Source organism: Paenibacillus zeisoli (assembly GCF_003994465.1).
GTDB classification, from domain to species: domain Bacteria; phylum Bacillota; class Bacilli; order Paenibacillales; family Paenibacillaceae; genus Fontibacillus; species Fontibacillus zeisoli.
This window is the reverse complement of the sequence record NZ_RZNX01000003.1, coordinates 153,338-165,650: the sequence shown is the minus strand read 5'-3', so window position 1 is coordinate 165,650 and position 12,313 is coordinate 153,338. Positions and strand designations below refer to the sequence as shown.

Here is a 12,313-nt window from a genome sequence, read left to right as displayed (position 1 = left end):
ATAGGCCTGCAGCCAGGTTCACCTTTTGCTATAAACTCGACAATGGATATACCTAGCAGGCCCGCTATGATCCATGCCCGACGCCAACATCCGCTTATATGGTTCGCAGGAGCATATATGTTATAATGAATTGGAGTCTCATATATGGATATGGATAATAAGGAGTCTGTTATGAATAAGAAAAATTCGAACAAAAAGCAATTTTTCAATAAAATATACCGGGCCTTCAAGCTGAACTTTCTAAAGCTGCTGCGTACACCGGGCGGCGTCAAGAAGGTATCTCTGGGCTTCTCGATCGGCTTTGCCCTTGAAATGATCGTCATTTCATCGGCGTGTCTGGTCTACCTGATCTTCTATCCGGTCGTCAAGCTGTCTGGCGGCTCTGTGCCAGCGGCCATCATCGGGAATGTAATCGGCAAGCTGACCTTCCTTCCGATTCTGCTGATGCCTTTTGCAAGGAAGCTTGGTTCCTGGATCTATCCGCTGCATGGGAACAGACATAAGGGCATCATTCATGAAGCGTCGATTATGGATATCTTCAAGGGTGATTTCTCCGCTATTCGGGATGTGCTTCACGGCGGGATCCATATTCTGATCGGAATGAGCGTCTTCGGGGCTGTATTGGGAGTCATTTCTTATTATGTCATTCAGTCTTTGTATAACAAAACAGCCAAGCGCCGGCTGGAGAAACGGCGAAGCCGAAATCTTGTCTATGAACAAATAGGATCGTGAGCGAACAGCTTCGGTCCTTTTTTTGTGAAGTGCAGCTGGAGAGTGGCGTAGTAGGGGAGGCGTTGGGAGGAGAGCTTGAGGCTATGGGAGTGATAGCGAACGCTTTTGTCTCGGGATTTTAGCCTCACTATACTACGGTATAAATCGAGAAATATGGAGAACTATTTTAACCGCCTGTCATATATGGTATATAATGTAAACTGGATATGGGGGTATATAGTCCTTAGCTGAAAATAGAATGGAGTGATCAGCCGGATGAGCATTTATGAGGCGGATGCGTACGTCAGGAGAATCGAGCTGGACAGGAGTCGAATCCCTTCCTACCAGCAGTATCCTTACAATCTTGGAGTAGTTCGCAACTTGGACAGTCTGAAGCTCCACCCTAAAGTCACCTATATCGTTGGAGAGAATGGAATGGGCAAGTCTACTTTGATGGAAGCCGTGGCTGTGGCTTGGGGATTTAACCCCGAAGGTGGCACGAAGAATTTCAATTTCTCGACACAGGCCACTCACTCTCCGCTGCATGAACATATCCGGCTGGTTCGCGGGAGGAATAGACCCCGGGACGGGTTCTTCTTTCGGGCGGAAAGCTATTATAATTTGGCGACGAATATAGGTGTGCTGGATCGAGAGTTCTCTGATGCCCCACCAATTATAAACTCTTATGGCGGCAAATCGCTGCATGAGCAGTCGCACGGCGAGTCTTTTTTTGCCGCCTTCCTCCACCGGTTCGGGGGACGGGGGCTCTATATGCTGGACGAGCCGGAGGCCGCATTGTCCCCGCTGCGTCAGATGGCCATGCTGTCGCGGATTCATGAGCTGGTCCAGCGTAATTCCCAGTTCATCATCTCCACGCATTCCCCGATCCTTATGGCGTATCCCGATTCCATCATCTATAATCTGACGACTGAGGGGATGGAGGTCACTACACTGGAAGAGACAGATCATTACATCATTATGAAGGAATTCCTCAACCATAAAGACAAAATGCTTCGTGAGCTGTTCGATTAATGAGGAGCAGACTCAGCTTAGAACGGGGTGCTCCCAAAGTCCAAGCTGTCCCTTCGCTGGAATGAACTCAGGGAGCAGGGTCATATCCTCAACTTCCCAAGCGAAATGATCCACCCTGTAATCACCGAACAGGTACTCATTACCTGTAACCTCTTGACCCTCCTCCAATACTGCGGATTCCCCGCTATTCTCGGTAACCCGGTAACAATTCACAAGATGGCAAGTTGCCAGGATTACGCCAGTTGGCAGCTTCGTCTCGGTATAGCCATGCTTGGCAAGGACTGAGAATACAGGTTCGTCACGGCAAGCTGCCTTATCCGTTCTTAAGCTGGCGTGAATAGCGAGCGGTCCGCGGTAACGGGTTCTCCACGATCTTGTCTCATATTTGATTTCCCCGAGAACAAAGAGGCTTGCCCAAGGCTGAATCATCGACAGTACTTTCAAGAAATTTCCCCCTCGCATTTTAGCTTTTTGTTTAGATTACCCTTTAGTTAGTGAAGTACACCTGTCGTCTAATAAGAATGGATAGTGCAAAATAATAACGGGATTAACCGTTAATGGTATAAATAAGAAAAAGCCCTCGATTAGAGAGCTTGTGTCGACTATGCAGGGATCTAAGACAAAGGCATAGCAGCTAATGTTCACATTTAATAGTAAAAGCGCTTTGTATTTGCATACAGCATAACTTCTGCCTGCTGAGGCGTGAGGCCATGGATCGCCCCATAAGCGGCAATGACTTCTCTTACCATCCTTGGGTGGGTCATCTGACCCTCGAATGGTCCCTCGAAAGGCCAAGGGCCATCTGTCTCGGCCATAACGAGATGCTTCGGATAGCGCTGGGCCAGCTCTATAATCTCCGGCTCATACAGCAGGTCCGGGGTGAACGAGATATAGTAGCCTTGGCTTGCCATGCGCTTGATCGTATGCGGGGCCCCCTTGAACCAATGGAAGTGCGCCCGGGTAATCCGGTGCTTCTCCAGCAGGTCGCAGACGATATCCGCGTCTTCATAGACGGCGTGCAGGACGACAGGCTTATCCAGCCTGGAAGCCAAGGCGAGAAGCTTGTCCAGCAGATGGATATAAGGAGCGGTATCCATGGTCTCGCCGCGTTCCTCCGCCTCAAGCCGGGAGTAGTATGGAAGACCAATCTCGCCCACAGCTACCATCTGTTCGGCATGCTGTTCCATCCACTGCAGCAGCTTGTCCATCTCACTTTCAGGCGGTATCTTCTGTTCCGGGTGAAACCCGTAAGCAGGCCGAACGATGCCTGGGTATTGCAGCGCTAGCTCCTGATTCCTAAGAGAGGATTCAAGATTCATCGAGACGGCAATCAAAGCATTTACACCACAGCCTGCAAGCTCGCCCAGCAGCTTCGCGCGTTCGTGCTCCTCGTAGGAATCAAGATGAATATGAGCGTCGATGATCGGGTTCAGCATGACTACCGGCTCCCTTCAAGCATCTTATGTTGTTCTTCCCGCATGTACTGGGTAAGCTCTCGCTTCAGGGTAAGGAAAGCGGGGTCCTCCGCGATCTCCTCCCGGCGCGGCCTTGGAAAAGGAATCTGGAACTTGTGCAGCACTGTGGCCGGGCGGCTGGAGAAAAGATATACGGTATCCGATAACAGCAGGGCTTCTTCAATATTGTGAGTAATGAACAGGACGGAGCGTTTATTCTCCTCCCAAATATTCAAGAGCCAGTGCTGCATATCACTGCGGGTTAGCGCATCGAGTGCGCTGAAGGGTTCATCCAGACACATCACTTCCTGCCTGCTCAGCAGGCCGCGGAGGAACGAAGCCCGCTGCTGCATGCCTCCGGACAGCTTGTGCGGGTAGACGGTCTCAAACCCGCCAAGTCCAGCCCGAAGCAGCCATTCTCTGGCTTCAGCCCGCGCCTCCTTAACCGGTACGCCGGCAACCTCCATCCCCAGAATGACATTATCCTCGATTGTCCGCCAGGGGAATAAAGCCGGCTGCTGGGGAACATAGCTGATATGCCCTTTCTGACCGGTGATATCCCGGCCCTGAAGCAGAATCTGGCCTTGATCCGGCTCGGTCAGACCGCCGATAAGGTGGAACAAGGTACTCTTGCCGCTGCCGGAAGGCCCGACAATGGATACAAACTCACCAGGAGTTACGGATAGGGAAATGTCGTTCAGAACGGGCAGCTCCCGCCGTTTCTCCCGGAAGCTCTTGCTGATTCCGCGAACCTCAAGTGCGGGTGCCTGCACCGGGGTTCCCGGGATAGCGGATGTTTTGTCCATAAATTTCCCTCCTTAATGCTTCTCCTGATCCGGCTTGTAGCGGATCAGCCATTTCTCCAGCAGCACAATCAGTGTGAACAGCAGCAGGCTCATGACCACAATGATCATAATGGCGACAAAAATCCGGTCCGTCCGGAATGAAGACTTCTGCATCATCATATACTGGCCGATGCCGCTTCCGCTTCCCATCCATTCGGCGATAATGGCTCCCATTACGCTGTAGGTTGAAGCGATCTTCACGCCAGAGAGGATGGAAGGAAGCGCATAGGGCAGCTCCAGCTTTCTGAAAATCTGACCCTTGCTGGCTCCAATCATCCGCATGTAGTTCAGCATGACATGATCGGTCCGGGACAGCCCGTCAAGTGTCGCCACTGCAACCGGGAAGAAGCAGACCAGGGTGATAATGATCAGCTTTGGCGTCAGATCAAAGCCAAACCAGACAACCAGCAGTGGAGCCAGGGCGATTGTGGGAATGTTCTGACTCAGGATGATCAGCGGATACAGGGCTGATTTCAACACAGGTATGAAATGAAGTGCAATTGCGATAATAAGTCCTACAGCAAGGCCAATGACGAGTCCAAGCAGGGTGAGCTGAAGCGTGGACAAGGTCTTGGTCCACAGATTCGCCGGGTCAGCGGCGGCTTCTCTTCCAATATCGGAAGGACTCGGAAGCACCCATTTATCAATTGCGAATACCGAGGTCCCGAGCTGCCAGATGAGAATAAACAAGATGACCGCCACAAGGGGCGGCCATACCATTTTGAACCAGGATCTCATGGACGGTACTTCTCGGTCAGCTTATCCATACTTGCACCTTCCGGTGTGTATAAGATTTTGATCTGAGAGATAATGCTGGGACTTCCGAATTCAATCACGGCTTCATTCATCTTCTTAACAATATCCAGGAGCTCGCTAAGCTCACCTTCCATCGTGGTCTCAAGCGCGTTCACCTGATGCTTCACACCGGAAGCCTGAATGACCTCAATGGCCCGGTCGACATAAGGAATTACGTCTTCGCCGCCAGGAGTCCGCGGGATAATTTGTATACTTAGCAGGGTATTTGCCATAGATAATTCTCCTTCCTATATAACAAGACAGGTGCGAGTTGGAGGGCTGTGCATCATGCAAGCCGTCTTACTTGGCTTCTGGAAGGTAATCATTGGAGAACGCCTTCTTCACATCCAGCGGCTTATCCAGCAGCTTGCGTTCGTACATCCAATCGGAGTAATTCTTCCAGACGGACTCCTTTTGTTCTCCCCAGCGCGGGGCATCGTCCTTATATCGCGGGCTCAGCCACTTCTGGCTGGCCACAACCAGCTTCTCGTCCAAGTCCGGCGCAGCCTTGAGTAGAATCTTGGCCGCCTCTTCGGGGTGGTCAATCGCATACTCATACCCTTTGGAGGTCGCACTCATGAAGGCTTTGACCATTTCAGGGTCGCTTGCGATGACCTTCTCGCTGGAAGCAATAACGGGTGTGTAATAATCAAGCTTCTCTGAGTAGTCTTTGACATAGAGCATATCGAGCGGTTGTCCGCGAAGCTCGGCTTCAATCCCGGTCCAGCCATAATAGATCCAGGCAAAATCAATATCCCGTTTCACGGCTGTGAAATAATCGGCTTCTCCGATATTGATATTGGTGACCTTGGACACATCGGCGCCCTGAAGTTCCATGATGGACTTCATCACAGCTTCTTCAACCGGAGAGCCCCAGCCGCCGTATTTCTTACCTTCAAAGTCTTTGGGAGATTTGATCTTGCGATCCACCGGTGCGGCAAAGCCTGAGGTGTTGTGCTGAATAACTGCCGCAAGGGATACCAATGGCACGTTCTGTGTGCGGCCTTGCGTAATGCTCTCCTGGTAGCTGACACCGAACTGGGCAGCTCCGGAAGCGATCATCGTATCGGCAGATCCACTGCCGGGCTGAATAATATCTACATTTAATCCGGCATCCTTATAATATCCTAGCTCCTTGGCGGCAAAAAGTCCGGTATGATTCGTATTCGGAGTCCAGTCGAGCACGACCTTGATATCCTTCAGTTCCTTCGTCTTCTCCGCGGCAGGTGTTGTCTTGGTGCCGGCTGCAGTGCCGCCATTGTCCGCCGGCTTGGAAGTTCCGCAGCCTGAAGCTGCAAGCAGGATCACACAGACCAGCAGAAGCAGGCTCCACGATCTCTTTTTCATTGATAAATGCCCCTTTTCCTTAAAGTATAATTGTACCCTGTTCCTGACCTTTCAACCGAACAGTCTTGAGTGGTGTAATGCAAAGAAAAAGGCGTCCTGGGCAGGACGCCTTCGTGCGCATGAAAGATTGGAATTACCAAACATTTCTCGTTCCTACGCTGGCATTATCCAGATCAGGTATACGGGTTAGCATCTTGGGGATGCACTCTCAGCCGGCCAAATTCCAGCTCCCCGGGTCTTGAATTTATTACTAGGAGTATTATAGTCCCACCCTCTGACCTTGTCCAGTAAATGAGGGGGAATAAGCGGTTCATCCTGCACACCTGTGGGTACACTAACGGTGAGCGCCATTTTGAAATAGGAAGGGAGCAATTGTCATGGATCGTCAGCAATTGGAGACGCAAATTGAACAAGCCTTGAAGGCAAACAAGTTTGGTTCCTTTGGAACTGTCGAGAACGGTGGACCAAAGGTGCGTTACATGGCCATTTACCACGAGGGACTGACTATATATTTGGCTACCGACCGCAAGACACATAAGGTGGAGGAGCTTCAGAACAACCCTAAGGCTGCGCTTCTGCTAGGATTTGAGCAGGGGGGGACTGGTGATATCGTTGAGATTGAGGGCGAGGCAACCGTCAGCAGCGACGACAGCCTGAAGTCTAAGGTCTGGAGAGATGACTTCAAACAGTACCTGGACGGGCCGGATGATCCTGACTATGTCGTGATCAAGCTGACCCCATCACGAATCGAGTTCGTACCCAAGGGTGAAGAACGTCAGGTATGGACGGCGTAACCTAACCTAGTATATTCACATTGCCCGGGACCATGGTTCCGGGTTTTATGCGTGAATCAAGGTGAAATTTCTATATATTGTACTGAGCGCATGTTATAATAAAATCGACACATTTCGGCAAAAAATGCCAAGGAGAGTGCTTATGATCTGCAGCAGCTGTGGAGTTGGGCGTCCCATTGAAGACAACGGAGTCATTTCCCTTCGCCCAATTACTTCTGAATTCATATCCCTATTGACTCAGGAAGGGTTCCAGGTCATTTGTGACAACCATATCTGCTCGGTTGCATATCACTCCAGAGCGGAGATTCTTGAGTTAATTCAGTGCATACGTAAGACGGCTTGGGCCGATGAATCTGAGATGTATATGAATATTGAAGGAGTAAAATCCCTCCCCGATCGGCCTGTATGGGTATCGCTTGCTCAAATGGAAGCAAGATTTCATCATCATGGCATTGTGGACATTATTGTTGAAGAGAGATTCACCAGCTATATGCAGCCTATCGTAAGTCATCGGGAAGAAGTGGTGGGTTTCGAATTTCTGATGCGACCCTCTTCCGCCCAGTATCCCTTTAATCCATTTGAATTGTTTGAAATTGCCCGTGAGACGGGGCTGCACTCTTTCCTTGACCGGGCTGCGCGCATTTCAGCCATTGAGATTAGTGCGCTTCACCTTCCTAGAGGATTCAAACGGTTTATTAATTTTCTTCCATCCTCCATTTATAATCCGCAGTATTGCTTAACTCATACTTTTGAGGCTATAGAGCGTCACTCATTGGACCCTAAAGACTTCGTGTTCGAAGTGGTGGAGACCGAGCAGATTCATAATATGAATAACCTGGTGGATATATTTGACGAGTATCGCAAAAACGGAATCTCGGTGGCGCTCGATGATGTGGGATCGGGTTATTCCACGCTTGCGGAGATGTCCCGGCTCAAACCGGATTATGTGAAGATTGACCGGAGCCTAGTGGATGGGAGCAGCCGGGACAAACGAAAGCAGCAGGAGATTCTGAATATTATTGAGCGTGCAAAGGACTTTGGCGGCTATGTGTTGGCGGAAGGGATTGAGGAGCGCGAAGATTTTGAATTCTGCCGTGCGCATGGAGCTGCTTTTGCCCAAGGGTATCTGTTCGGCAAGCCTATGCCCGAGCCGCCGCAGGGCCTGACACAATGAGCCGTCTGACCCGCTAAATAAGGCATCTTAGGCGGGTGCCTTATTTTTTCCATCTCTTCCAGCAGATGTCGGTCCGCATTTGCTTTTTGCTGGAAACAGGGGTATAATGAAATCAATTGACTCCTGGAGCGATATTCTCATATTGAAAAGAGTGTCACTTACACAAGCTGGAACTTTTTTCAATGTGTGAATTTTTTTTTACGGAAAAAAGGAGCATATTAATTTTTTTTACTTTTAGGGAGGCTACCCCAAATGGAAACAGGAACAGTTAAATGGTTTAACGCTGAGAAAGGCTTTGGCTTCATCGAAGTTGAAGGCGGCAACGATGTATTCGTGCATTTCAGCGCAATCACTGGCGAAGGCTTCAAGACGCTTGACGAAGGACAGCGCGTACAATTCAACGTTGTTCAAGGCAACCGCGGACCGCAAGCTGAAAACGTTGTAAAACTGTAACGCAAACCATACTGCCCTTAACGTGTGCGTTAGGGGCAGTTTTTTCTTTTTCTTTTTTAGAGGTTGGAACAGAAGGAGGATAATCATGAATTATCGAAAAAAAACGTTAGAAGAAATTCCTGAGGAGATCACACCGATTTGGTCCTGCACCAATGACAGTTGTAACGGATGGATGAGGGATAATTTTGCGTTTGACTACACTCCTGCTTGCCCTCTATGTTCTTCTGAGATGGAGAAGAGTTCAAAAATGCTTCCCTTGCTCGTAAATAACAATGCCGATATGAAGTCCCTCAAGAAGGGTGTTCAAATCGATCAGTAAGCCTGTAACCCAATTAAGGCCGCCGTATACCCATACGGCGGCCTCTTTTGTTAAGGAGTTCGATTTGTACTTGGGCCCTTGTTCCTGGCCAATTCTTCTAACCTAGCGCTGGAACAGCTCAATCCATTCCTTCTCGGGTCCGTAGATGAAGAAGTACCGGTATCCGTTAGGCAGGGTGGTTATCTCCGAATCAACGAACTGCACGTGTTCAATGGATTTGATACGCTGAAATTCCTCTTCAATATCCGGAACCGTAATAGCAAAATGATGCACGGTTGCTTCGGATGGCAGCGTATCGCTGTAGCCTTGAATCAGCTCAATCTCCGTTTCATTACTGCCCCCGAATCCAAGGAAGGCCAGCTTAAAGATCCCGTTGGAATGAGGCAGAGTTCCCTTTAACTCAAGTCCAAGCACCTCCGTATAGAATTGAATGGATGCCTCGATATCTCGAACCACTACCCCGACATGATCAACCTTTCGCTTAGCCATATGTATCCGTCTCCTTCTCCTATATAAAATTTATAACGATTATGCGAGTATAAGACCCACTTGTCAAGTCGGATTTCGGATCAATTAAATCTATTAATAATAGATATGTTTTATATATTGACAGGGGTAGAGGTGGGATTTACCATAAGATAAATTCCGGCTAAGTCGCTTGGTTTACTTATATATCGAACAGCCGAAATCAATTTAACTGGGGGAATTTATATGAAGAAATGGCTTAGCTTGATGCTGATTGTGGTTGTGATCATCCTGTCGGCATGCACCAATGAACAATCCAGCTCAAATCAGAAGGCGGATGTCCAGGTGAATACGAAAGACACGAACAATTCAGCAACGACCAAAGTCAGCGGTGAAGAGAATAAGACTGCCGCTGAGAAAACAACGGGAGCAGCCGGAAAAGCCGGTACCACAGGGTCTGCAGAACTTCCCGAGAAGCTGAAGAAGCCTGTGCGTATAGCCCTGGTCACTCGGATTACATCTGGATCATTTTTTAATTCTTACAACAAAGGAGTACAGGAGCAAGTTGATGCGTTTGGCGGAGATTTGAAAATCTATGATTCTGCGAATGATCTTGCCAAAATGGCTTCCAATATTGAGGCTGCTGTAAATGAGAAAGTGGATGCAATCCTTGTTAATAATGGAACGGCTCAAGCTCTAGAGCCAGCAGTGAAAAAGGCGTTGGCAGCGGGAATACCTGTAGTGGCCTATGACAGTGATCTTAACCTTCCTGGAGTATCTGCAATTAATCAGGATGATTATCTGCTTGCATGGCAGTCTCTTAAGAAACTTGCGGGTGATCTGAATGGCAAGGGGAACATAGCGGTACTGTGGGTAGCGGGTTACCTGCCGATGGAGCGCCGTCAAGTTATCATTGACGCTTTCAAGAAGCGCTATCCGAATATTAAGGAGGTAGCCCGTTTCGGAAGTGTAACTTCTAATACTTCTTTGGATACCCAAGCTCAAGTCGAGGCCTTATTAAAGAAATATCCCAACCCTGGAGATCTTAATGCGATCTATTCGAATTGGAACGAATTCACCCGTGGTGCACTTCAGGCGCTGAAGCAGGCTGGGCGTACGGATATTAAGGTGTACGGAATCGATCTGACCGATGAGGAGCTTCCTCTCTTCCAGGATCCGAACAGCCCATGGCAGGCAGCATCAGCTACCAATCCCGGTGACGTAGGCAAGGTTCAAGCCCGGCTTGCCTATCAGAAAATTGCCGGCGAGCAGGTGCCGGAAGATGTGTCTATTGAGCCTCACCTTATTGACCGTACTGTGCTTCCCAAAGAGAAAATATCCTTCACGGATCTGGATAAATATGTTCCAGGCTGGGGCAAATCCGATGAGGCCCGCTCTCCGTGGATGACTGAGCTGGAGAAAGGCTTAGCGAAATGACGCTAAAGCTTCGCGATATAACGCATGATTTTGGCAGCGGACCAGTTCTGCAGAAGGCCCATCTTACAATTCATCCTGGAGAAGTGCATGCTCTACTCGGTATGAATGGAGCAGGGAAGAGCACCCTGATGCATATTGCTGCAGGTCTCTATTCTCCACTGGAAGGGGAGGTTGTAATTGATGGTGAGCGAGTCGTATTTCAGAACCCGTCCGATGCTGTATCCAAAGGTGTAGTGTTTCTTACGCAAGAAGTAGATCGCGGCCTTGTCCCGCAGTTGTCTGTGCATGAGAATCTTACGGTATCTCTATTAAAGAAGGAACGGGCAATCTTATTTAACAAGAAATTGAATAGGCAGAGGGCAAGGCTGCTGCTTGCTGAATATGGTCTTACTCTGAATGTGGATCTGCCAGTAAGCCGTCTGTCCCTTTATGAGAAGCAGATGTTATCGATAGTTCGAGCAGTAAGCAATCAGGCGAAATTCTTACTGCTTGATGAACCTACGGCAGCATTCGACCATAAAGAGGCCGAGCGATTCTACCAGGTGGTTCGTAAGCTGCAGAACCAGGGGATTGGCATTGTGCTTATCTCCCATAAGCTGCATGAAGTGTTCTCGTTAGCTGAAGTTATTACGGTCCTTCGAGGAGGGAGGACGATATTGCAGCGTCCTTCCGGGGAGACAACACCTGAAGAGGTAGTTGAAGCGATGACGGGGGGAGAATCAATTATAGCCCGGAGAGCATTACCGAATGACGAAAGCAAGCAAGTTCAGTTCGAGGTGAGAGAACTCCGTCTGGATGCGGAACGGCCAGAGATTGATCTCCAGATTAAGGAGGGAGAGATCCTTACGGTGTTTGGTCTTCTTGGAAGCGGAAAGACTGAATTTGCAGAGAAGCTGTTTGGTGTAAGGGGCAGCTATAGAGCCATCATTAAAGGAGAGGAGCAGCGTATTGGCAGCACCTCCGAGGCTGTAAGACGGGGAATCGCATTCGTTCCGGAGGAACGGGGACGCCATGGAATATGGAAAAGAGAAGATATAAGAACTCATCTTGCCCTATCCTTTAAAGGTCTGATCTCGAAGTCCCGCGAACTGAAGTACAGCCGGGATCTTATTGCTTCCTTTACGATCCGTCCGAACTCTCCGTCTCATTTAGCTGGAAAGCTTAGCGGCGGGAACCAGCAGAAGGTGGCCATTGCCAAATGGTTCGCAGCCAAGAGAGAGTTGGCCATTTTTGATGAGCCCATGAAAGGGATTGATGTTGCCGCGAGAGAGGCCATTTTTCAAATGATTGAATCGCTTGCGGATCAGGGAACTTCAATATTATATTTCACGGCAGAACCGGATGAGGCACTTCGTATCTCTGACCGGATTCTGATTCTAGCTGATGGGCAGATTCAGGAGGAGTTCGACCCTTTCGATATTACGATGGATGAACTGCTGCTTGCAGCAGACAAGGAGGCCAAGACAGTTGAGCACAGTTAAAGCACT

15 protein-coding genes and 1 riboswitch are annotated in these 12,313 nt (G+C 49.2%); of the genes, 8 read left to right on the top strand and 7 right to left on the bottom strand.

The genetic code is table 11. The annotated features are described in order from the left end of the window. Positions 1–171 precede the first annotated feature (171 nt). Positions 172–732, top strand: coding sequence for a DUF2062 domain-containing protein (locus EJP77_RS09835; protein ID WP_127199062.1), 561 nt, complete (start codon positions 172–174; stop codon positions 730–732). Positions 733–987: 255 nt separating this feature from the next. Continuing rightward, positions 988–1,743 carry an AAA family ATPase gene (locus EJP77_RS09830; RefSeq protein WP_127199061.1) on the top strand — a complete coding sequence of 252 codons (756 nt, stop codon included), beginning with the start codon at positions 988–990 and terminating at the stop codon, positions 1,741–1,743. A gap of 12 nt (positions 1,744–1,755) precedes the next feature. Here the strand turns inward: EJP77_RS09830 and EJP77_RS09825 are convergent, their stop codons facing one another. The 6 genes from EJP77_RS09825 to EJP77_RS09800 all read right to left on the bottom strand — a co-directional run bounded on the left by EJP77_RS09825 (position 1,756) and on the right by EJP77_RS09800 (position 6,184). Continuing rightward, positions 1,756–2,187: an ASCH domain-containing protein gene (locus tag EJP77_RS09825; RefSeq protein ID WP_127199060.1), complete on the bottom strand. Its 432-nt coding sequence runs from the start codon at positions 2,185–2,187 to the stop codon at positions 1,756–1,758. Between the two features lie 203 nt (positions 2,188–2,390). Continuing rightward, positions 2,391–3,179, bottom strand: a complete 789-nt coding sequence (locus EJP77_RS09820; protein ID WP_127199059.1) for a TatD family hydrolase — start codon at positions 3,177–3,179, stop codon at positions 2,391–2,393. Between the two features lie 2 nt (positions 3,180–3,181). Continuing rightward, on the bottom strand, positions 3,182–4,003 hold the full coding sequence (locus EJP77_RS09815) for an ABC transporter ATP-binding protein (protein WP_127199058.1): 822 nt from the start codon (positions 4,001–4,003) through the stop codon (positions 3,182–3,184). Positions 4,004–4,015: 12 nt separating this feature from the next. Continuing rightward, positions 4,016–4,780, bottom strand: coding sequence for an ABC transporter permease (locus EJP77_RS09810; protein WP_127199057.1), 765 nt, complete (start codon positions 4,778–4,780; stop codon positions 4,016–4,018). Next, positions 4,777–5,070, bottom strand: coding sequence for a thiamine-binding protein (locus EJP77_RS09805; RefSeq protein WP_127199056.1), 294 nt, complete (start codon positions 5,068–5,070; stop codon positions 4,777–4,779). Before EJP77_RS09805 ends, EJP77_RS09810 begins: the two co-directional genes overlap by 4 nt. Positions 5,071–5,137: 67 nt before the next feature. Further along, positions 5,138–6,184: an ABC transporter substrate-binding protein gene (locus EJP77_RS09800; protein WP_127199055.1), complete on the bottom strand. Its 1,047-nt coding sequence runs from the start codon at positions 6,182–6,184 to the stop codon at positions 5,138–5,140. 133 nt (positions 6,185–6,317) lie between these two features. Then, positions 6,318–6,428: riboswitch (TPP riboswitch) on the bottom strand. 133 nt (positions 6,429–6,561) lie between these two features. Here EJP77_RS09800 and EJP77_RS09795 point away from each other — a divergent pair. From EJP77_RS09795 to EJP77_RS09780, 4 genes are all read left to right on the top strand, one after another. Next, entirely contained in the window at positions 6,562–6,978 is a 417-nt protein-coding gene (locus tag EJP77_RS09795; RefSeq protein WP_127199054.1) for a pyridoxamine 5'-phosphate oxidase family protein, read from the top strand. A gap of 142 nt (positions 6,979–7,120) precedes the next feature. Next, entirely contained in the window at positions 7,121–8,152 is a 1,032-nt protein-coding gene (locus EJP77_RS09790; RefSeq protein WP_127199053.1) for an EAL domain-containing protein, read from the top strand. Positions 8,153–8,404: 252 nt separating this feature from the next. Beyond that, complete coding sequence (locus EJP77_RS09785) at positions 8,405–8,605, top strand: cold-shock protein (protein ID WP_009223993.1); 201 nt, start codon at positions 8,405–8,407, stop codon at positions 8,603–8,605. 85 nt (positions 8,606–8,690) lie between these two features. Continuing rightward, positions 8,691–8,924 carry a cold-shock protein gene (locus EJP77_RS09780; RefSeq protein WP_127199052.1) on the top strand — a complete coding sequence of 78 codons (234 nt, stop codon included), beginning with the start codon at positions 8,691–8,693 and terminating at the stop codon, positions 8,922–8,924. Positions 8,925–9,026: 102 nt separating this feature from the next. On the opposite strand, the gene EJP77_RS09775 is transcribed toward EJP77_RS09780, so the two are convergent. Next, positions 9,027–9,413, bottom strand: coding sequence for a VOC family protein (locus tag EJP77_RS09775; RefSeq protein WP_127199051.1), 387 nt, complete (start codon positions 9,411–9,413; stop codon positions 9,027–9,029). A gap of 222 nt (positions 9,414–9,635) precedes the next feature. Here EJP77_RS09775 and EJP77_RS09770 point away from each other — a divergent pair, with 222 nt between their 5' ends. Continuing rightward, a complete protein-coding gene (locus EJP77_RS09770; RefSeq protein WP_127199050.1) occupies positions 9,636–10,826 on the top strand; it encodes a sugar ABC transporter substrate-binding protein in 1,191 nt (396 codons plus the stop codon). Continuing rightward, positions 10,823–12,307 carry a sugar ABC transporter ATP-binding protein gene (locus tag EJP77_RS09765; protein ID WP_127199049.1) on the top strand — a complete coding sequence of 495 codons (1,485 nt, stop codon included), beginning with the start codon at positions 10,823–10,825 and terminating at the stop codon, positions 12,305–12,307. The genes EJP77_RS09770 and EJP77_RS09765 overlap by 4 nt, the downstream gene beginning before the upstream one ends. The last annotated feature ends 6 nt before the right edge of the window (positions 12,308–12,313 follow it).